Source organism: Duganella sp. AC237 (assembly GCF_979254035.1).
Genome location: NZ_CEEDEW010000003.1, coordinates 3,914,839 through 3,935,535, shown reverse-complemented (window position 1 = coordinate 3,935,535; position 20,697 = coordinate 3,914,839). Strand labels below are relative to the sequence as shown.

The window sequence follows — 20,697 nt, the reverse complement described above, 5'->3', positions numbered from 1 at the left end:
CAGTGACCAAACAGATACGCCTGAACGCATTCAACATGAACTGCGTGGGACATATACACCACGGCCTGTGGAAGCACCCGCGCGACAACTCGCTCGATTACACCAAACCGCAGTACTGGACGGACCTGGCCAAACTGCTCGAGCGCGGGCTGTTCGACAGCGTCTTCCTGGCCGATATCGTTGGCGTCTACGATGTGCTGGGCGGCGGTATCGACGTCACGGCGCGCGAGGCGGTGCAACTGCCGGTCAACGATCCGACGTACGTGGTGCCGATCATGGCGCAGGCGACCGAGCACCTGGGATTCGGCGTCACCTGCAATTTGAGCTATGAGCACCCCTATCTGTTCGCGCGCCGCATGGCGACGCTCGATCACCTGACCGCCGGCCGGGTGGCCTGGAATATCGTCACCGGTTATCTCGACAGCGCGGCGCGCGGCGTCGGCTTGAAGCAGTTGCAGGACCACGACGACCGGTATGACCGTGGCGACGACTTCCTGGCGGCCTTTTACAAGCTGCTTGAGGGTAGCTGGGAGGACGACGCCGTGCTGGCCGACCGCGTGCGCGGCATCTATGCCGATCCGGCCAAGATCCATCGCGTCTTCCACGAAGGCCCATACTACAAGGTGGATGGCGTCTACAACCTCACCGAGCCGTCGCCCCAGCGCACGCCGGTCCTGTTCCAGGCTGGCGCTTCGGAGCGCGGGAATCAATTCGCAGCCAAACATGCGGAGTGCGTGTTCACCGGTGGTCCCGACCGAGCCGGCACCGCCCGCATCGTCGCCAACATCCGCAGCCTGGCGGTGGACGCCGGAAGGCAGGCGGACGATATCAAGGTGTTCTCCAGTCTCACCGTGGTGACCGACCGCAGCGAGAAAGCGGCACGCGAGAAGTTCGAGGACTACAAACAGTATGCCAGCGCGCAGGGTTCGCTGGCCCATATGGTCAGCGGCATGGGCGTGGATCTGGAAAAGTTCGGCCTGGACGAGGAGATCACCGAGGAAAAGCTGGAGGACCTGTATCCGAACCGGCTGCGCCGCGTGGGCGAGGCGCGCGGCCGCCGCTTCGCCCCCGGCACCACGCGACGCCAGTTGCTGGCCACGCGCGGTTTCGGGTCGCAGCAGTCTGCCATCGTCGGCACGCCGTCCCAGGTGGCCGATGAAATCGAAAAGCTGGTGCGCGAAACCGACCTCGATGGCTTCAACCTGACCCGCACCGTGGCGCCGGAGACCTTCAGCGACTTTGTCGACCTGGTGATTCCCGAGCTGCAGCAACGCGGCTTGTACAAGACGTCATACCAGGAGGGCACCTTGCGCCAGAAGCTGTTCGGCCGCGACCGCGCGCGCCTGCCCGCCAACCACACCGCAGCCTCGTACCGCCTATGGAAATGACACCCGCCTGGCGCCGGACGCAGGCCGGCCGCGACGAGGCATCCCCTCTGCTGACGATACGCGGACTCGAGGTCTGGTATCCGGGCGGCGCCGCCGTGACCGATTTCAACCTGTCGATCCGCCACAACGAGGTTGTCGCGCTGGTGGGCGAATCCGGTTGCGGCAAATCGACCGTGGCGGCGGCCATTACCCGGCTCCTGTCGCCGAAAGCGCGCACCGCTGGTGAGATTCTCCTGGACGGCAGCGACTTGCTGGCGGCGCCCGAGTCGGTGCTGCGCGGGGTGCGCGGCAACGACATCGCGATGATCTTCCAGGACCCGATGACATCGTTAAATCCCGTGCTCAGCATCGGCATGCAGATCATCGAGGTGCTGCGGCGGCACAAGGGGTTGACAGGTGCGGCGGCGCGCGCACGCGCGATCGAGCTGCTGGACCTGGTGCGGATCGCCGACCCGGACCGGCGGGTGGACGATTTCCCTCATCACCTGTCGGGCGGGCAGCGGCAGCGGGTGATGATCGCGATGGCGGTGGCTTGCGAACCGCGCTTGCTGGTGGCGGACGAACCCACCACCGCGCTCGACGCCACGATCCAGGCGCAGGTGCTGGAGCTGGTGGCCGGATTGCGCGAACAGCTGTCGATGTCGCTGCTGCTGATCACGCACGACCTGGGCGTGGTCGGACAGTGGGCAGACCGCGTGGCGGTCATGCGCGCCGGGCGCAAGGTGGAGGAGGGCACGCGCGACGAGATCTTCTTTTCGCCGCGCCACGCGTATAGCCGGGGCTTGCTGGATGCCACCCTGCAGGTGGCGGCGGACAGCCATTACAAGCGTGTCAGGCTGGCCGAAATGCGCAAGGTGGACGATGTGGCGGCCGGCGAAGACGATTTCACCTTCAGCCCGGCCACGGGCCGGGCGCCATTGCCCGATTCCGTCACGCCCGCGCCGGTCGTGCCGCCTGTTTTATCCGTGCGCGACCTGGTCGCGCAGTATTCCACCCGCTACGGCACCATCTCCGCCGTCAAAGGCGTCTCGCTGACCATCGGGCGCGGGGAAACCTTGGGCCTTGTTGGCGAATCGGGTTGCGGCAAATCGACGCTGAGCAAAACCATCATCGGCCTCAATCCGGTGGTGTCCGGCGAGGTGGTGCTCGACGGCGTCGATATCGCCCGCCTGCGCGGGGGCGCGCTGCGGCCACACCGGGCCAAGGTGCAACTGGTGTTCCAGGACCCCTACGCGTCGCTCAATCCGCGCCTGCGCGTGGGCGATATGCTGGAAGAGGTCCAACTGGTGCAGGGCCAGCGCGACCGCGCCGAACGGCAGCGCCGCGTGCGCGCCATGCTCGACGCGGTCGGGCTGCCGGCGGGCGCCGTGGCGCGCTATCCGCACGAGTTCTCCGGCGGCCAACGCCAGCGCATCGGCATCGCCCGCGCGCTGATCCTGCGGCCGCAATTGCTGATCTGCGACGAGCCGGTATCGGCGCTGGACGTGTCGGTGCGGGCCCAGATACTGAACCTGTTCGTCGACCTGAAGCAGGAGTTCGGCCTGTCCTACCTGTTCATCTCCCATGACCTGGCCGTGATCAACTACATGGCCGACCGCGTGATGGTGATGCAAAAGGGCGAGGCGGTGGAAACCGTGGACCGCGACCGCCTGTTCGGCGCCGCCTCGCATCCCTACACGCGGCAGCTGATCGCGGCGACGCCGGCTTGGCCCGCGCCACCGGTGCAAGCACCCGCGCCGCTGGCGCGCCTGGCATAAGGACCACGCCATGAAAACGTATCTCAAACGCCGGCTGACGCAATTCATTCCGATCATCTTCGGCATCTGCATCCTCAACTTCGCGCTGATCCAGCTCGCCCCGGGCGACCTGGCCGAAGTTGTCGCCGGCGAGTCCGGCCAGGGCGACAACGCCGGCGGCACCGCTGAACAACTGGCCGAGTTGCGCACCTCGTTCGGCCTGGACGCGCCGCTGCACATGCAGCTGCTGATCTACCTGAAAAAGCTGCTGATGCTGGACCTGGGCTACTCGCACCGCTACGGCGCGCCGGTGGCGGAGCTGATCGGCGACCGGATCGGCGCCACCGCCTTGCTCGGCCTGAGCGGGCTGGCCGTCGCGCTTGTGGCCGGCGTGGCCATTGGCATGCTGTGCGCGCGCCATCGGGGTTCCTGGTTCGACCGCTCGGTGACGGCGCTGATGGCGCTGTGCTACTCGATCCCCATGTTCTGGCTGGCGCTGATGCTGGTGGTGCTGTTCGGCGTCAAGCTGCAAATGTTCCCCATCGGCGGCATGCGCGAGGTGGAGGGCGTCGCGCTCCAAGGCTGGGCGGACGTGCGGGACGTGCTGTGGCACCTGGCGCTGCCCGTGCTGACACTCGCCGTGTATTCCTGCGCGGTCTACGCGCGCTTCACCCGGGCCTCGATGGTGGACGCACTGCAGGAGGACTATATCCGCACGGCGCGCTCGAAGGGCCTGTCGGAGCGGCTGGTGTACTTCCGCCACGCGCTGCGCAACGCGCTGCTGCCGGTGCTGGCCCTGGCCGGCGCCAGCGTCGGCGAACTGCTGGGCGGGAGCATCGTCATCGAGACGGTGTTTTCCTGGCCCGGCCTGGGCAAGCTGGCCTACGACGCCGTCGGCGCGCGCGATACCAACCTGCTGCTGTCGATATTGTTCCTCAGTTCCCTGGTGGTGATGGCCGTTAGCCTGCTCACAGATCTACTCATGGCGCGCCTCGACCCGCGCATCGAGCTGGCATGAAGAACATGACTTTCCAGGTCAGGATCAGCGTCGCGGTGCTGTTATCGGTGCTCCTGTGTGCCTTGTTCGCGCCGCTGCTGTACCCGGGCGACCCGCAGGACATGTCGCTGGCGCCTTACCTGTGGCCGGGCGAGGATTGGCGCCATCCGCTTGGCTCGGACCTGATGGGGCGCGATATCGCCGCCGGCCTGGCGCACGGCGCCCGCGTGTCGCTGCTGGTCGGCGCGGCCGCCGGTGCGTTGACGCTGCTGCTGGGCGTCGTCACCGGCACCTTGGCCGGCTATTGCGGCGGCTGGGTCGACAATGTCCTGATGCGCGTGACCGACGTGTTCCAGATCGTGCCGCGCTTCCTGCTGGCGGCGATCATGGTGGCGCTGTTGTCGCCGTCCGTCTGGGTGGTGGTACTGGCGCTGGCCGTGACCTCCTGGACGCATACGTCGCGCGTGGTGCGCGGCGAGGTGCTCGGCTTGCGCAACCGCGAATACGTGCAGGCGGGCCTGGCGGCGGGCATGTCGCACGCGCGCATCGTCCTGCGCCACATCCTGCCCAATGCGCTCACGCCGATCATCGTCAGCACCTCGATCGTCGTCGCCGGCTGCATCCTGGCCGAGTCGGGACTGTCGTTCCTCGGTCTGGGCGATCCCAACGCCGTCAGCTGGGGCGCGATGATCGGCACCGGCCGCGAGGCGATCCGCACCGGCTGGTACATGATTGCCATCCCGGGCCTGGCGGTGATGCTCACCGTCTGGTCGCTCAACATTTTGGGCGATTCGCTCAACCAGTACTTCAACCCCAAGCTGCGAGACTGATCATGACCACCCACATCACACCCATCGGCGCCGGCAAGGCGCACATCATCCGCGACGACGCCGAGGCGCTGGAAGTCGCACGCGCGCTGGCGGCCGAATTCGCGCCCGGCGCCACTCTGCGCGACCGCGAGCGGCGCCTTCCCGTACATGAACTCAAGCGCCTGCGCCAGAGCGGCCTGTGGGGCATCACGGTGCCGAAGGAGTACGGCGGCGCCGGCGTATCCTATGCAACGCTGGCCGAGGTTTTCGTGCTGCTTTCGGCGGCGGACGGCTCGATAGGTCAGATACCGCAGAACCACTACTTCATCCTGGAGATCATCCGCCACGAAGGCAGCGACGCGCAAAAGGCGTTCTTCTTCGAGCGGGTGCTCGCGGGCGACCATTTCGGCAACGCGCTGGTGGAACCGGACGTGCGCAAGCCGGAAGACCGCAAAGTCAGCCTGACCACCGACGGCGACGGCTACCGCGTCAGCGTTCGCAAATACTACTCGACCGGTGCGCTGTTCGCCGACTGGGTGCCGATCGCGGTGGCCGACGCCGAAAAACGGCACTTCCTGGCCATCTACCCGCGTGCGGCCGAAGGCATCCGCATCGTCGACGACTGGGCCTCGTTCGGCCAGCGCACCACGGCCAGCGGCACGGTGATCGCGGAAAACGCGCCGCTCAAATCCGAATGGCTGGTGCCGCACAGCGTCGCGCCCGACCACGTCAAACCGGTGGGGCCGGTCGGCCAGATCATGCACGCTGCAATCGACACCGGTCTGGCGCGCGCCGCGTTCCAGGCGACGGTGGCCTTCATCCGCCAGCGCAATCCGAAAACGGCCGACGCGCCGGCCGACGCGGTGTGGGAAGAGGATCAATTGAGTATCCGCGAACTGGGCGAACTGGCGGTGTCGCTGCACGGCGCCGAGGCCTTGCTGGAACGGGCGGGGCGAGCGATCGACCGCGCCTATGTCAGCGGCCTGCCCGACGACTGGACGCGGGCGGCGGTGGCGGTATCCGAGGTGCGCGCGGCCAGCACCGCCAGCGCGCTGCTGCTGACGAACAAGCTGTTCGAACTGGCCGGCACGCGCTCGACGGCTCCCGAGCATGCACTCGACCGCCTGTGGCGCGACGCCCGCACCCATACGCTGCATGATCCGGTGCGCTGGCGCGTCTTCGACGTCGGCAACTACTATGTGAACGACAAGGCCCCGCTGCGCCGCGCCAAGTACCTGGCCGACGAAAAGCCGCCGAAGGCCATGCCCGAAGGACCGGAACCGGTCACCGGCGCGCCGCCGGTGCCGCGCCTGGCCGCAGGTTTGTAAGGAGGCCGCGATGACCAAAACGCCACACCGAAAGCCGGTCTATGCCGGTATCGCCGACGACCATCGCCGCCGTCTGCTGCGCTGGGCCGGTGCCGCGCTGGCGGGCGGCGTGCTGCCGGCGGCAGCCCACGCCCATGGCGCCGCGGCCACCGCCTTCATGGCCGCCGCCGGCACCGCGGCTGCCACAGTCAAGGATGCGAAGGCCGAAACCCCGGTGCGCGGCGGTACGCTGGTCGGCATCGCTTATCCGGAGCCGCCGACCCTGGCCACGCACCTGAACGGTGCCAATCCTATCTCGCTGATCACGTCCAAAATCTACGACCGGCTGTTCGCCGACGGCAACGATGGTGAACTGGTGCCACGCCTGGCGCTCGGCCTCGTCACGTCCGCCGACGGCCGCACGGTGACGATCAAGCTGCGTCCCGGCGTGCGGTGGCACGACGGCCACGCTTTTGCCGCCGACGATGTCAGATACTCGATCGAGGAAATCTGGCCGCGCAGCGTCAGCAACGTGTCGTCGGTGATCGAGCGGGTCGACACGCCGGACAGCCTCACGGTCGTGCTGCGGCTCAAGCAGCGCTGGCCGGTGCTGACGCGCTACCTGGGCACCAACAGCGGCCAAATCCTGCCGCGCCATCTTTATCATGGCAAGGACCTGGCCACCAATCCGTACAACACCAAGCCCGTGGGCACCGGTCCTTTCATGTTCAAGGAGTGGCAGCGGGGCAGCCACATCGTCCTGGAGCGCAACCCGAACTATTATCTGGCCGGCCAGCCCTATCTCGACCGCATCGTCTGGAAGGTCATCAACGATTCGTCGAGCCGCGCCGCCGCGCTGGAAACGGGCGCCGCGCATTTCGCCGTGCGCAATCCGGTCACCTTCAGCGACGCCGCGCGCCTGCGCAAGCTCGATAGCCTGGTGCTCGATACGCGCCAGTACGAGCCCACGTCGTTCTGGCTAGAGTTCAACCTGCGCGATCCCATCCTCGGCAAGCTGGCGGTGCGCCACGCCATCGCACACGCGATCGACCGCGCGGCGCTGGTCAAGACCGTGTGGGGCGGTTACGGCGCGCCGCTCGACGGCCCGGTGCCGTCGGGGATACCCGAATACCACACCGGTGACCTGCCTCGCTATCCGTTCGATCCCGCGCTGGCCGAGAAACTGCTCGACCAGGCGGGCTATCCGCGCAAGGCCGGCGGCTGGCGCTTCCGGCTGGTGCACGACTTCATCCCGTTCGGCGACGACTACCGCCGCACCGGCGAATTCGTGCGCCAGGCGCTACGCCGCATCGGCATCGACGCCAGCCTCGGGGCCAAGGATTTGTCGACGTGGTCGCGCGAGGTGTTCACCAAACGCGACTTCCAGTTGATCAGTTCCTGGGGCGGCTGGATCCGCGATCCGCAGGCCAGCCTGGAGATCCGCTATGGCAAACGCGGCGACCGCGTCGGCGTCCCGTGGAGCAAAGCCTCGGGTTACAGCAACCCGGAGGTCGACGCGTTGCTCGAACAAAGCCGCTCCGGCGAAAACCCGGCCCAGCGCGTCGTCAACTACAAACGCCTGCAGCAGATCGTGCAGGCCGACCTGCCGGTGCTGCCGCTGCTGGAGGTGAAGTGGTTCTCGATCTATTCCAGCCGCCTGCGCAACGTCGATGAATTCCCCGCGCAGACGCGCAACAACTTCGCCAATGTCTGGCTGACCAAAACATAAGGATGGCAATGAGCCTGGGTATCGATCACGAACGGATAGGCGGTGACAGGGCTGGCAGGGTGGCCCGTCCATGAACGCGGCCACGCCGCCTCGCCATGTACCACCGCAACATGCTGAAACCATTGACGTACAGGCCATGCCCGAGGTGCTCGGGCGCTTGATGGCGCTGACCGGCCGCTATCCATGGCGCTGCGCGGCGGCGCTGGGCTGCGCGCTCGGTGCCGCCGTCTTCAATCTCGTCATGCCACGGCTGCTCGGACAGGCGGTCGACCAGACCGCCCATCTGCTACCGGGCGGCGGTGGCGCGGGCGGCTCGACGCAGGACGCGCTCACGCTGACCGCACTATTGATCGTCGCCACCTGCGCCGTGCGCGGCGTCTTGACCGGTTTGCAGGGTTATCTCGGCGAGACGCTGGCGCAGCAAGTCGGCTACGATTTGCGGCTGGCCTACTACGACAAGCTGCAGCGCCTCGGTTTCGATTATCACGATGGCATCCACACCGGCGAGCTCATTTCACGCGGCATGCTCGATCTGGAGGGCGTGCGTGCCTTCCTCGAATTCGGCGTTCTGCGCGTGCTGACACTGCTGCTGTTGCTGGGAATTGGCTCCTGGCGCTTGCTCAGCCTCGACGTCACGCTTGGCTTGCTGGCATTAAGCTTCGTGCCTTTTGTATTGGCCAATTCGGTGACGACCGGCCTGCGCCTGCGGGTGAGCTGGCAGCGGCTGCAAAAGATGATGGCCGAACTGACCTTGCGCATGGAGGAGAACCTCCAGGGCGTGCGGGTGGTGCGCGCCTTCCACTCGGTGCGCGCCGAAATGGGGCGCTTCGACGACATCTCGCGGCGCGCGCTGGTGCTGTCGAATCTGCGCATCACCCAGCGAATGCGGTCGATGAGTCTCATGACACTGGCCTATTACATCTCCATGGGACTGGTGCTGTGGGCCGGCGGCTTGCGCGTGGCAGCCGGCACGTCGACGGTGGGCGAACTGACCGAATTCCTGACCTTCATCACGATTTTGCAGCAGCCGTTGCGGCAGATCGGCATGATCGTCAACGCCAGCGCGCGCGCCACCAGCTCCGGCGCGCGCCTGTTCGACGTGCTCGACGCGGTTCCGGGCATCGGTGACGCCGGCAGCGCCGCCCAGGTGCCGCATGACGGCGCCGGCGTGCTGCGCTTCGAGCAGGTTTGTTTCAGCTATGGTCACGGCGCCAAGGCGCGGCCGGTGTTGGAGGACATTAGCTTCGAGCTGGCACCCGGCCAGGTTCTGGGCGTGGTCGGTGCGCCCGGCAGCGGAAAATCGACGCTGGCGCATCTGATCCCCCGTTTCTACGACGTCACCGTCGGCCGTATCACGCTGGGCGGCGTGGATGTGCGCGACATCGCGCTGGCGTCTTTGCGGCGCGTGGTCGCCGTCGTCCAGCAGGAGAACTTTTTGTTCAATACGTCGGTGCACCACAACGTCGCCTACGCCGCGCCCGACGCCGGCGCGTCAGCGGTGAAGTTGTCGGCCGCCGCTGCGGGTATCCACGACCACGTCGAACAGCTGCCGGCGAAATACGATACCGAGGTGGGAGAGCGTGGCGTGGCCTTGTCGGGCGGTCAGCGCCAGCGCCTGACGATCGCGCGGGCGCTGGTCGACCGGCCCGATATTCTGGTGCTGGACGACTCGACGGCTGCAATCGACGCCGTCACCGAACAGCAGGTCCGGCAATCGCTGCGAGCCGCCATGCGGGAGGCGGCGACAATCGTTATCGCCCACCGTCTCAGTTCTTTGCGGCACGCCGATCAGATCATCGTGTTGGAGGCGGGACGCATCGTGGAGCGCGGCGATCACGAGGCGTTGCTGGAGCTGGGGGGACGCTATGCGGAGTTGTGGCGCCTTCAGCACCGCGCAGCCAGGTCGACTAACAAAGGTACCGTCGTAAGTCTAACTGCCGATGAAACGGAACAGGAGTTGCAATCTTGAGCACCGACCAGTCCGACGCCGTCGAAGCGCTGCTGCGCGATCGCGGCGAGCAGGTCTTCCTGCGCTTCGACCGCAGCGTGACCGCGCGCATGTGGCGTTTCATGCTGCCGCACCGCCTTGCGGCCATCGGCGTGTTGGCGACGGTGGCGCTTTACACCCTGGTGCAGGTGGCGATACCGGTGGCGGTGCGCCACGCGGTCGACAGCGCGCTGGGTCGCTCGCCGTTCAGCTTTGGCGCGGTGCTGGCGCTGTTTGCGGTGTTGATCGGGTTGAACGCCGCGTTGACGTTCCTTCAGGAGTGGGTGGCGGCGCGCCTGGCGCAAACCGTCATCTTCGATCTGCGGCGCGCCATGTTCGAGCATTTGCAGAGGCTCTCGTTGTCGATCATGGACCGGACCCAGGTCGGCCGGTTGATGTCGCGCCTTCAGGGCGACGTCAACGCGCTGCAGGAATTCATGGAGACATCGGTGTCGGCGCTGAGCGATCTTTTCCTGCTGATCGGGATCATCGCGCTGCTGCTGACGATGGATGTGAAACTCGGCTTGCTGACGCTGTGCGTACTGCCGGCGTTGCTGCTGATACGGCTGGTCTGGCTGCCCTGGGCGCGGGTGGCCTTCACGCGCGCCCGGGAAGCTTCGTCGAGCGTGAACGCGGCGCTGGCGGAAAACATCAACGGCATCCGCACGGTGCAGGAGAACCGCCGCGAACAGGTCAACTTCGGCCGGTTCGAGCTGCGCGCGCGTGAAAACCTCGCCGCGCAAGTCGATTCGTCGCGCGCCTCGCAGGTGATGGTGCCCACGGTCGATGTGCTGACCGGCGTGGCCATGGCCATCGTGGTGCTGGTGGGTGGCCGCGCAGTGGTGGCGGGGGAGCTGGATGTTGGCGTCATCGTCGCCTTCATCTTTTGCGTGCAGCGCTTCTTCGATCCGATCCGCACATTGACGATGCAGTACACCGTCATGCAGCGGGCGATGGCTTCGGGCCAGCGCATTTTCGAAGTGCTCGACGTGCCGGTGACGCTGGAGGACCGGGCCGACGCCCGGCCGATGTCGGCGGCGCCGCCGTCGATCATCTTCGACAAGGTCAATTTCGGCTATCGGCCCGGTCAGCCTGTGCTGCACGATCTGAGCCTGCGCATCGAGCCTTATCAAACCGTCGCTTTGGTGGGCGCCACCGGCTCCGGCAAGACCAGCATCGCCGCGCTGGTGCACCGGTTCTACGATGTGTGGAGCGGATCGGTCACCGTGGCGGGCGACGATGTCCGCGACCTGACCCTGGACTCGCTGGGGCAGGGCGTGGGCATGGTGCTTCAAGAGCCGTTCCTGTTCAGCGGAACGGTGGAGGAGAACGTGCGCTACGGCGTGCGTGAGGCCACCCGCGAGCAGATCGTGGCGGCCTGCAAGGCGGTGCATGCGCACGACTTCATCGTCGCGCTGGCGCAGGGGTACGACACGCCGTTGGGGCAGCGCGGGCGCAACCTGTCGGTCGGCCAGCGCCAGTTGCTCAGCTTTGCGCGGGCCTTGCTGGCGTCGCCGAAGATACTCATCCTGGACGAGGCCACGGCCAATATCGACAGCTTCACCGAATTGAAAATCCAGAGCGCGCTGGAACTTTTGCGCAAGGGGCGCACGACGATCATCATCGCCCACCGCCTTGCCACCGTGCGCGACGCCGACCAGATCGTCGTGCTGCGGCATGGCCGGATCGCCGAACAAGGCGACCACCGGCAGCTGATGGCCCACAACGGCCTTTACGCGGCGCTGCACGCGAGCAGCAGCGCCTCTTTTGATGACCTTCCAACCAACTGATTCAGGATTTGCAGAAATGACTACCATACAAGAATACCGTCCTTTCGGACGCACCGGCGTCAAGGTATCGCCACTGGCGCTGGGCACCATGATGTTCGGCTCAAAGACCGAGTATGAGGACTCGGCGCGCATCATCGACAGCGCGATCGATGTCGGCATCAACTTGATCGACACCGCCAATGTGTACTCGCGCGGCGTCAGCGAGGAATTCACCGGCAAGGCGCTGAAGGCCAACGGGCGCCGGCAGCACGTCTTCCTTGCCTCGAAGGTGCATCTGCCGATGCACGACACCGACGCCAACCTGCGTGGCAGCTCGCGCCGGCATATCATCGAGCAGGCGGAGAACAGTTTACGGCGGCTTGGCACGGATTATCTCGATCTGTATCAGATCCACCGGCCGGCGCCGGATACCGCCATCGACGAGACCTTACGCGCTTTGGACGATCTGGTTCGGTCGGGGAAGGTGCGTTATATCGGTTCCAGCACCTTCGCCGGTTGGCAGGTGGTGGAGGCATTGTGGGCTTCGAAGGAGCTGGGATTGAACCGTTTCGTGTCCGAGCAGCCGCCGTATAATTTGCTCGATCGCCGCATCGAGCGCGAGCTGGTGCCGGTGGCGCAGAGTTGGGGCCTGGCGCTGCTGCCCTGGAGTCCCATCGCCGGCGGTCTTTTGTCGGGTAAGTATCGGCTCGGACAGTTGCCGGCCGAGGGCCGCTACGTCGATCCGAGTCCGCTCCAGGCGCGGCGGATGACGACGCGCATGTACGATGTGATCGAGCCGCTGGCGCAGTTGGCGGAGGAGAAGGGCGTACCGTTGTCGCAACTGGCGCTGGCGTGGACCGTGCGGCAGCCGGCCGTCACCAGTTCGATCATCGGTCCGCGCACGCTGGAGCAGTTCGAGGACGCGCTGGCGTCGCTGAAAGTGGAATTCAGCGCGGCGGATCTGGAGCGCATCGACGCCATCATCCCGCCCGGCACCCATGTTGCGCCGTTCTACGAAGCCGATTTCTCGGCGAGCCGCCATCGCTGGTGAGTCGTATTTGACGCCGCTGGCCGCGCTTGCGGTGGCGGATTACGCTTCGCTAATCCGCCCTACGTGGAACTCGGTCCAGCGCTTCCAACTCTACGATCATGGCGGCGACATTCTCCTCCAGCCCCTCGGGTGCCGTGAGGTCGCCTTTGGCGCTGTATCGAACGATGCGCTGAAGCTCGCCTTTGACCTTTTCCACAAAAAGGGAATGGTGTTGCCAGTTATGAGGCATCGACGCCAAAGTTATTCACTGCGTACGCGTGGCAGTGCCAGTCCGGCAGCACCCTGCGAAAGCTCAACAAGCTCCTGGGCACCGCGTGTAGTTTGCATAGTAAGTATGTGCTGCGCCTTGGGACGTGCAGGCGCAGCAGGTCCGCACCCAGCTTCACGTTTTCCAAGGTATTGCTGGCCGCATGTTCAAGGACGAAGAGATCCGGCGACACGCCTAGTCGCTGCGCCATCGCTGCTATAGATTGCGCTTCGCCATTGTGGCCGCTGATGACTATCAGTTCGAGGTTCTTTGCCAGCCATAATTCGTGGATGCGAAGCGCGAATTCCTCCTGATGGTGTGGCGTACCGAAGACAAACAGGGTTCTGGCATCGATATCTTCCTGCGGCCCGAAAAGGTAGTCCGTGACTAATGCGATCGTCATGCCGGCAGGCGTTCCTCGGCTGCCCGTTCCAGCGGCAGGCCGGGGGCGAACATTTCGATGAAGCGGTACGCGAAGCTGGGCAGGAAGACGCCTTTGCGCACCGCCAGCATCGTGCTGCACGTGCCGAATAATTCGCCCTGTGTCGGCAATACCACAAGTCCGTCGCGCTGGATGTCCTCCAGCGCCATCTCGGCGACGATGCCGACCCCCAGCCCACGGCGCACATAGGTCTTGATCACGTCCGCGTCCATCGCCGTCAGGCGCAGGTCCGGCGTCAAACCGGCTTTGCTGAAGGCCGCGTCAACGCATTTTCGCCCCGTGAACTGCTCGTTGTACGTCACCAGCGGACACTCGGCGATCTGCGCCAGGGTCACCGGCGCATGGCGCAGCAGCGGATGGTCCAGCGGCACCACCACCTGGTGGTTCCAGGTGAAGCATGAATAGGCCTGCACCTCGCTGGCCTTGTCGAGCGCCTCGCTGGCGATGCCGATGTCGGCCTCGCCGTTGGCCAGCATGTCGGCGATCTGGCGCGGCGCGCCCTGGTGGAGCTCCAGTTTCACCTTCGGGAAGGCCTGGTTGAACTCCTCCACCACCTTGGGCAGCGTATAGCGCGCCTGAGTGTGGGTGGCAGCGATCACCAGCCGCCCACTATCGACGCCGGCGTACTGGCTGGCGTAGCGGCGCAGGTTTTCGGTCTCCTGCAGGATGCGGCCGACGATTTGCACGGCGCCGTCGCCGGCGCGCGTGAGTCCCGTCAGGCGCTTGCCGCTGCGGACGAACAGCTCGATCCCCAGTTCGTCCTCCAGATCCTTGATTTGCTTGCTTACCCCCGACTGCGAGGTGTAGAGCACAGCCGCGACCTCGGTGAGGTTCAGATTGTTCCGTATGGCTTCGCGCACAAAGCGCAGTTGCTGGAAATTCATGTCGCGTCCGATCGGTTGAAGTAAAGAGCTTGGCAACATGATAAATATTCCGCGCCAGCTTACAACGAACGCTTCCGAATATGCATATCCGAACTACGTTGGTCGGCAAAGCAAAGCCCCTTCGTACTGCCATGCTTATATCGTCGCAGCTTCTATCGTTACCACTTTTGATTGTTTGTGCGTGGCCGATTTGCCATGTAACTTCCGTCCCACTATTCAACGCAAGACGGATCGGCGACATGACACGCAAGCAAATGAGCATCGGTATGAACATCCTCGGCCTGGGCGGCCACAGTGCCGCGTGGCGGCTGGGGGAAGTGCCGCCATCGGCGTTGTTCGACGTGGACTACTACACCAATATCGCCCGCATCTCGGAGCGCGGTACGCTGGACGCGATCTTCCTGGCCGACGGTCCTGTCTTGTTCGGCGACATCGTCAGCACGCCGACCGGACGGCTGGAGCCGACCGTGCTGCTGACGGCCGTGGCGCTGGCCACCCGTCATATCGGCGTGATCGCTACGGCGTCGTCAACTTACAACGATCCGTACAATTTGGCGCGCAGGCTGGCGTCGCTCGACCATGTCAGCGGCGGCCGTGTGGCCTGGAACGTGGTCACCACCGCCGGCGATGCCACCGCGCGCAACTTCGGCCTGACCGGCGCGCCGCTGCACGCGGACCGCTATGGCCGCGCGGCCGAATTTATCGACATCGCCAACAAACTTTGGGACAGCTGGGAGGACGACGCCGTCATCGGCGACAGCGAAGCGGGTACCTACGCCGATCCGTCGAAGATTCATGAAATTCGCCACGACGGCGCGCATTTTTCGGTTCACGGCGCGCTTAACGTCCCGCGCACGCCGCAGGGGCGCCCGGTGTTGGTGCAGGCCGGATCTTCGGAGGATGGGAAAAGTCTCGGTTCGCGCTACGCCGACGCCATCTTTACCACCCAGACCACGCTGGAGGACGGCATCGATTTTTACAACGAGATGAAAGGGCGCGCCCGAAGCTGGGGGCGCGATCCCGAGTCGTTGAAGATCATGCCCGGCCTGTCGACCGTCATCGGCTCGACCGAGGCGGAGGCGAACGCCCGCTGCGACCTGCTCGACACTTTCCAGGGAGAGGAAGGCTTGGTGGGCCAGATCGCCCAGCGCATCGGCATCTCCGTGGCGGAGCTGGACCTGGACAGCGAACTGCCGTGGGAGCGCATAGGCGATGTGCGCGATCTGACGAACGGCTCGCACGGCTTCTTCCAGGCCCAGATCAATCTGGCGCGCCGCGAGAAGCTGACGGTGCGCCAGCTGTCGCGACGCATCCGCAGCGGTCACCGCCTGCTGGTTGGCACACCGGAGCAAGTTGCCGACAGCCTGGAACAATGGTTTCTGGCTGGCGCCGCCGACGGCTTCAATATCATGCCCGACGTGTTCCCGTCCGGCGCCGAGATCTTCGTCGACCACGTGGTGCCGCTGCTGCGCAAGCGCGGCATCTTCCGCCACGAATACAGCGGCAGCACGCTGCGTCATCACCTTGGCCTGGAACGGCCGGCCAGCCAGTACTCGGCACGTCGTCTTGCCCGCAGCGCCGCCTGACCCATGACGAGCCGTATTTCCCTCTCACCGATCGCGTCACCAACCCGCGCGCGCAATATCACGCTGCCGCGCGCCGGCCTGACGCTGGCCGCGATCTTTGTCGCCGTGCTGCTGCTCGCCGCGATCGCGCCGGGACTGCTCGCGCCGGGCGATCCGCTTGATGGCAGCGCCCGCGACGCCTTTGGCGCGCCGGGCATCGCCGGGCACGTGCTGGGCACCGACGAAAACGGCCGCGATGTCTTCACCCGCCTGGTCCACGGCGCCCGTCCGTCGCTGCTCATGGGTCTTGGCGCCACCATCATCGGCGTGGGCATCGGCGCGGCGCTCGGCCTCGTGGCCGGATTGGGCCGCCGCTGGCTCGACACCGCCGTGATGCGCTTCGTCGACATCCTGCTGGCGTTTCCCGATCTGTTGCTGGCACTGGTGTTCATCGCGATCTGGGGCCAAGGCCTGCTCAACGCCACCCTGGCGGTCGGCATGGCCAGCGTGCCGCGCTACGCCCGCATGATCCGCGCCCAGACGGTGCAGGTGCGTTCATCCTTGTATGTGGAGGCGGCGCGCACGCAAGGTTGGCATCCGCTGTCGATCCTGTGGCGCCACGTGCTGCCCAACGCGCTGCGGCCCGTGCTGCCGCTGGCCACGATCGGCATCGGCGCCAAGATCTCGCTCGGCGCCGCGCTCAGCTTCCTCGGCTTCGGCGCGCCGCCGCCATCGCCGGAGTGGGGCGCGATGCTGGCCCTGGGCCGCAATTTCATGTCGAACGCCTGGTGGCTGGTCGCCGTGCCGGGTCTGACCATCACCCTGACCGTCATCTCCATCACCGTGCTCGGTCGCGAACTGCTGTTGCTAAGCGAAGGAAGAACATCATGAACATGCCCATCTCGATTCTGCATCAACTCAAGCCCGTGCTGCTGACGGTCGAGCGCTTGCGCGTGGGCTTCGGCCAGGCGGAAGACGTCGTCAAGGGCGTCACGTTCGAGGTGCGCGAGGGCGAATGCGTCGCCATCGTCGGCGAATCCGGCTCCGGCAAAAGCGTGACCGCGCGCAGCCTGCTCGGCCTGGCCGGCGATGGCGCCCGCGTTAGCGCCGCGCGCCTGCGCTTCGGCGACCAGGACTTGAGCGCCTATGGTGAGCGCCAATGGCGCTCGCTGCGCGGCGACAGGATCGGCTTTGTCATGCAGGACGCCCTCAATGCGCTCGATCCGATGCGCACCCTGGGCCGCGAGGTGGGCGAGCCGCTGGACTTGCACCGCAAGCTCGATGGCGCCCAGCGCGCCGCCAAGGTGGTTAATCTGCTGAAATCGGCCGGCATGGCGGACGCCGAACAGCGCGTCGGCCTGTATCCACACCAGTTGTCGGGCGGCTTGCGCCAGCGTGCGTTGATCGCCTCGGCGATCGCCTGCGGCCCGCGCCTGTTGATCGCCGACGAGCCGACCACCGCACTCGATGCGGCCGTGCAGGCGCAAGTGCTCGAACTGCTGCTGCGGCTGCGCGGCGACGGCATGGCAATGCTGCTGATCAGCCACGACCTGGCGCTGGTGGCCAAGCTGGCCGACCGCGTGGTCGTCATGCTCAACGGCGAGGTGGTGGAGCAGGGGCCGACGCAGCAGATACTCCATGCGCCCCAGCATTCGTATACCCGCGGCCTGGTGGCCGCCGCCCACGCCGTGCATGGCCGCGACGACAGCGGCGCACCCCGGCCGCCGGCCGCACCGCCGCATCGCGTACCCGCCGTGCTGCAGGCAAGCGGTCTGTCGAAGACCTTCGCTGCACCGGGCGGCGGCGCGCGCCGGGCGCTGGCAGATGTGTCGCTGACATTGCGGCGTGGCGAAACGCTGGGCATCGTCGGCGAGTCCGGCTCCGGCAAGACCACGCTGAGCCGCGTGCTGCTCGGCCTGGAATATGCCGATAGCGGCCGCGTGCAATGGTTCGGTCAGGATGTCCAGTCGCTGTCGAAGGCCCAGCAGCGCCGCGAGCGGCGCCGCGTACAGGTGATCTTCCAGGACACGTTGGGATGCTTCGATCCGCGCCATACGGTGGAACGGGTTCTCGATCAGGCGCTGGCCGCCGCCGGCGTCGCGCGCGGCGCGGGCCGGCGCCAACGCACGCTCGAACTGCTGGAACTGGTGCGGCTCGGCGCCGGCTGTCTGGCGCGCCGTCCGCTGCTGCTGTCGGGCGGCCAGCGCCAACGCCTCGCCATTGCGCGGGCGCTGGCGGCCGAACCGGACGTGCTGGTGTGCGACGAACCGGTGTCCGCGCTCGACGTCTCGGTCCAGGCGCAGGTGCTCGACCTGCTGGCCGACCTCAAACGCCGGCTGGGTCTGTCCTGTTTATTCATCTCGCACGACCTGGGCGTGGTGCGCCGCATCTGCGACCGCGTCGCCGTCATGAAGGATGGCGCCATCGTCGAACAGGGCCATGTCGACGAGATCTACGCCCATCCACGCCATCCCTATACGCGCCTGCTGCTATCGGCGCAGGCGAGCATGCCCCAACCCGTTTTTTTGTTCAATTCGATAAATGAAGAAAGCTGGATCAATGAAAAAGCAAGTGTACTCGGCGCAGCCTGAAGAAACGATTTCCCGACAGCGCGGCGCGGCCCCGGGCCGCCGCTTCGCCAGAACCCTGATCGCCACCGCCGTCGGCACCTTGTGCCTTGGCGGCGGCGCGCTGGCCGCCGATGAGGCGGAGGACGCGCAAGCGAACACGGTAGAAAGCGCCTCGGCGTTGACCATGGCATCGGTCGTCGTCAAGGGCAAGGCCCTCGGCGGCGCCGAGCGCGCCAAGCTCAATCTCGACGAAATCCCCGGCGGCACCAGCGTCATCAGCGCCGAGCAGGTGGAAAAAGGGCGCGTGTTCACCAACGAGGACGTGCTGGCCTACCAGCCGGGCGTCTACGCCCAGGCGGCCGGCGGCACCGACGGCATCAAAATCTCGATTCGCGGCTCGGCCATCAACCGCGGCACCAATTTCTTCCGCTCAGGCACCCTGTTCCTGTTCGACGGCCTGCCCGTGACCGGTCCGGGCGGCACGCCGTACGAACTGTTCGAGCCATTGGGGCTGTCGCATACCGAAGTGCTGCGCGGCGCCAATGCCTTCAACCTCGGCGCGCTGATGCTCGGCGGCGCCATCAACTACGTCACCCGCACCGGCGCCGACGCCGCGCCGTTCGAGGCGCGCATCGAGGGCGGCAGCTACGGCTACCGCAAGGTGGCGCTGACCTCGGGCGGCGTCAGCGGCGCGTGGGACTACTATGCGGCCGGCACCTATTCGGAACGGGACGGCTACCAGCAGTTGTCGAACGGCCGCTCGCGCGGTTTGATCACCAATGTCGGCTACAAATTCAGCCCGGATGTGCAAACCCGCTTCTATCTGCGCTACCGCGAGACCGACAACTACCAGCCCGGCGCGCTGACGGTGGCCCAGATCGAGGCCGATCCGCGCCAGGCCAACCCGGTGGCGGTGGCGCAGAACGCCCACCGCAAGCAGCCCGGCTCGACCTGGATCGCCAACAAGACCACGTGGAACATCGACGACAACTCGCGGCTCGAGGCCGGCCTGGTCTACCACGATTATCCGATCGACCAGCAGCTGAGCGTCAACGCCGGCGAGTGGGGCTTCCGCGACTTTTCGGCGTCGCTGCAGTTTGCCCACAACGACAACTGGTGGGGCAAGCGCAGCGAAACCAAGGTCGGGTTGCTGTCGACCAGTCACCTGAACGGTTCGCTCGACACCTATGTCCGCATCCCGGCCGGCCCGACCGCCGGCCTGCCGGTGGGGACCAAGATCCGCCGCGCCCGTTACGACGGCGCCGATCATATCCTGCACGCAGGCAACGACCTGGAGCTGGCGCCGGAGCTGTGGCTCAGCACCGGCGTGTCGGCCATCCATACCAAGCGCTACACGGAGGTGACCTTTCCGGTCACCAACGAGCCTTACAACCGCAGCACGACGGCGCTGGCGCCGCGCCTCGGCCTGCGCTACACGCTAGACAATGACATTCAGCTGTACGGTAACGTCAGCCGCTCGATCGAACCGCCCAACAGCTGGGCCTTCCTGACGATACCGCCGACCTTCACCAGCGGCCCGGCCACCGGCCTGTCGCGCCGCGGGCTCGATCTGGCGGACCAATCGGCCAATACCATCGAGATCGGCAGCCGCGGCAAGGCGTTCAACTCCAACTGGAGCCTGAGCCTGTACCGTTCCTATGTCCGCAACGAGCTGCTGTCGGTGGAGGTGATCCCGGCCAGTTCCACCACGGCCGCCATCACCGCCGAGTCCAACGCCAGCCCGACCATCCACCAGGGGATCGAGGCCGGACTGGAATCGCAGTTGTGGAAGGGCGCAGCGGGCAAGCTGTCGGCCCGCCAGTCGTTCACGCTCAACGACTTTTACTTCCGCAATGACCAGCGCTTCGGCCGCAACACCTTGCCGGGCATTCCGCGCCGCTATTACCAAGGCGAGTTGCAGTTCGAGCATGCCAGCGGCCTTTATGTCGGCGTGAGCGCGCAGGCGGCGTCGCGCATCGATGTCGACTATGCCAACTCGTTCCGCACGCACGGCTACGGCATCTTCGGCGCCAGCCTCGGTTTCGACCATCCGACGCAGGGCTGGAAAGTGTTCGTCGACCTGCGCAACCTGGGCGACAAGCACTATGTCTCCAGCGTGGCGCCGGCCTACAACGACGCCGGCACCGACCAGCGCCGCTCGGCGCCGGGCGACGGCTTCGGCGCGTATGCCGGCCTGACCGTAAGCTTCCGCTAAG

The 20,697-nt window shown here is 66.1% G+C and carries 15 protein-coding genes; 13 read left to right on the top strand and 2 right to left on the bottom strand.

Annotated features, from left to right (window positions below):
• Window positions 1-2 precede the first annotated feature (2 nt).
• From AC0IYS_RS17355 to AC0IYS_RS17315, 9 genes are all read left to right on the top strand, one after another.
• Window positions 3-1,388, top strand: a complete 1,386-nt coding sequence (locus tag AC0IYS_RS17355; RefSeq protein ID WP_471706342.1) for an LLM class flavin-dependent oxidoreductase — start codon at window positions 3-5, stop codon at window positions 1,386-1,388.
• On the top strand, window positions 1,379-3,145 hold the full coding sequence (locus tag AC0IYS_RS17350; RefSeq protein ID WP_471706341.1) for an ABC transporter ATP-binding protein: 1,767 nt from the start codon (window positions 1,379-1,381) through the stop codon (window positions 3,143-3,145). The genes AC0IYS_RS17355 and AC0IYS_RS17350 overlap by 10 nt, the downstream gene beginning before the upstream one ends.
• Before the next feature lie 10 nt (window positions 3,146-3,155).
• Window positions 3,156-4,142: an ABC transporter permease gene (locus AC0IYS_RS17345; protein ID WP_471706340.1), complete on the top strand. Its 987-nt coding sequence runs from the start codon at window positions 3,156-3,158 to the stop codon at window positions 4,140-4,142.
• A complete protein-coding gene (locus AC0IYS_RS17340) occupies window positions 4,139-4,951 on the top strand; it encodes an ABC transporter permease (RefSeq protein ID WP_471706339.1) in 813 nt (270 codons plus the stop codon). The genes AC0IYS_RS17345 and AC0IYS_RS17340 overlap by 4 nt, the downstream gene beginning before the upstream one ends.
• Window positions 4,952-4,953: 2 nt before the next feature.
• On the top strand, window positions 4,954-6,258 hold the full coding sequence (locus AC0IYS_RS17335; RefSeq protein WP_471706338.1) for an SfnB family sulfur acquisition oxidoreductase: 1,305 nt from the start codon (window positions 4,954-4,956) through the stop codon (window positions 6,256-6,258).
• Between the two features lie 10 nt (window positions 6,259-6,268).
• Window positions 6,269-7,966 carry an ABC transporter substrate-binding protein gene (locus AC0IYS_RS17330; RefSeq protein WP_471706337.1) on the top strand — a complete coding sequence of 566 codons (1,698 nt, stop codon included), beginning with the start codon at window positions 6,269-6,271 and terminating at the stop codon, window positions 7,964-7,966.
• 136 nt (window positions 7,967-8,102) lie between these two features.
• Window positions 8,103-9,935 (top strand): ABC transporter ATP-binding protein, encoded by a 1,833-nt coding sequence (locus tag AC0IYS_RS17325; RefSeq protein WP_471706336.1) that lies wholly within the window; start codon window positions 8,103-8,105, stop codon window positions 9,933-9,935.
• Window positions 9,932-11,743 (top strand): ABC transporter ATP-binding protein, encoded by a 1,812-nt coding sequence (locus AC0IYS_RS17320; protein ID WP_471706335.1) that lies wholly within the window; start codon window positions 9,932-9,934, stop codon window positions 11,741-11,743. The genes AC0IYS_RS17325 and AC0IYS_RS17320 overlap by 4 nt, the downstream gene beginning before the upstream one ends.
• Before the next feature lie 16 nt (window positions 11,744-11,759).
• Window positions 11,760-12,773, top strand: coding sequence for an aldo/keto reductase (locus tag AC0IYS_RS17315; protein WP_471706334.1), 1,014 nt, complete (start codon window positions 11,760-11,762; stop codon window positions 12,771-12,773).
• 218 nt (window positions 12,774-12,991) lie between these two features.
• Here the strand turns inward: AC0IYS_RS17315 and AC0IYS_RS17310 are convergent, their stop codons facing one another.
• Both AC0IYS_RS17310 and AC0IYS_RS17305 read right to left on the bottom strand, forming a co-directional pair.
• On the bottom strand, window positions 12,992-13,423 hold the full coding sequence (locus AC0IYS_RS17310; protein ID WP_471706333.1) for an ElyC/SanA/YdcF family protein: 432 nt from the start codon (window positions 13,421-13,423) through the stop codon (window positions 12,992-12,994).
• On the bottom strand, window positions 13,420-14,346 hold the full coding sequence (locus tag AC0IYS_RS17305) for a CysB family HTH-type transcriptional regulator (RefSeq protein WP_471706332.1): 927 nt from the start codon (window positions 14,344-14,346) through the stop codon (window positions 13,420-13,422). Before AC0IYS_RS17305 ends, AC0IYS_RS17310 begins: the two co-directional genes overlap by 4 nt.
• A 239-nt stretch (window positions 14,347-14,585) precedes the next feature.
• On the opposite strand from AC0IYS_RS17305, the gene AC0IYS_RS17300 reads away from it, so the two are divergent.
• From AC0IYS_RS17300 to AC0IYS_RS17285, 4 genes are read left to right on the top strand one after another with little or no spacing between them, the layout of a single operon-like run.
• Complete coding sequence (locus AC0IYS_RS17300) at window positions 14,586-15,932, top strand: LLM class flavin-dependent oxidoreductase (protein WP_471706331.1); 1,347 nt, start codon at window positions 14,586-14,588, stop codon at window positions 15,930-15,932.
• A 3-nt stretch (window positions 15,933-15,935) separates the two neighbouring features.
• A complete protein-coding gene (locus AC0IYS_RS17295) occupies window positions 15,936-16,802 on the top strand; it encodes an ABC transporter permease (RefSeq protein WP_471706330.1) in 867 nt (288 codons plus the stop codon).
• Window positions 16,799-18,502: a dipeptide ABC transporter ATP-binding protein gene (locus AC0IYS_RS17290; protein ID WP_471706328.1), complete on the top strand. Its 1,704-nt coding sequence runs from the start codon at window positions 16,799-16,801 to the stop codon at window positions 18,500-18,502. Before AC0IYS_RS17295 ends, AC0IYS_RS17290 begins: the two co-directional genes overlap by 4 nt.
• Entirely contained in the window at window positions 18,471-20,696 is a 2,226-nt protein-coding gene (locus tag AC0IYS_RS17285) for a TonB-dependent receptor family protein (RefSeq protein ID WP_471706327.1), read from the top strand. Before AC0IYS_RS17290 ends, AC0IYS_RS17285 begins: the two co-directional genes overlap by 32 nt.
• Window position 20,697: the final 1 nt, after the last annotated feature.

Coding starts and splice junctions, on each gene's coding strand:
- AC0IYS_RS17350 (WP_471706341.1), top strand. CDS start 1,379: ATGGAAATGACACCCGCCTGGCGCCGGACGCAGGCCGGCCGCGACGAG.
- AC0IYS_RS17345 (WP_471706340.1), top strand. CDS start 3,156: ATGAAAACGTATCTCAAACGCCGGCTGACGCAATTCATTCCGATCATC.
- AC0IYS_RS17340 (WP_471706339.1), top strand. CDS start 4,139: ATGAAGAACATGACTTTCCAGGTCAGGATCAGCGTCGCGGTGCTGTTA.
- AC0IYS_RS17335 (WP_471706338.1), top strand. CDS start 4,954: ATGACCACCCACATCACACCCATCGGCGCCGGCAAGGCGCACATCATC.
- AC0IYS_RS17330 (WP_471706337.1), top strand. CDS start 6,269: ATGACCAAAACGCCACACCGAAAGCCGGTCTATGCCGGTATCGCCGAC.
- AC0IYS_RS17325 (WP_471706336.1), top strand. CDS start 8,103: ATGCCCGAGGTGCTCGGGCGCTTGATGGCGCTGACCGGCCGCTATCCA.
- AC0IYS_RS17315 (WP_471706334.1), top strand. CDS start 11,760: ATGACTACCATACAAGAATACCGTCCTTTCGGACGCACCGGCGTCAAG.
- AC0IYS_RS17310 (WP_471706333.1), bottom strand. CDS start 13,423: ATGACGATCGCATTAGTCACGGACTACCTTTTCGGGCCGCAGGAAGAT.
- AC0IYS_RS17305 (WP_471706332.1), bottom strand. CDS start 14,346: ATGAATTTCCAGCAACTGCGCTTTGTGCGCGAAGCCATACGGAACAAT.
- AC0IYS_RS17300 (WP_471706331.1), top strand. CDS start 14,586: ATGACACGCAAGCAAATGAGCATCGGTATGAACATCCTCGGCCTGGGC.
- AC0IYS_RS17295 (WP_471706330.1), top strand. CDS start 15,936: ATGACGAGCCGTATTTCCCTCTCACCGATCGCGTCACCAACCCGCGCG.
- AC0IYS_RS17290 (WP_471706328.1), top strand. CDS start 16,799: ATGAACATGCCCATCTCGATTCTGCATCAACTCAAGCCCGTGCTGCTG.
- AC0IYS_RS17285 (WP_471706327.1), top strand. CDS start 18,471: ATGAAAAAGCAAGTGTACTCGGCGCAGCCTGAAGAAACGATTTCCCGA.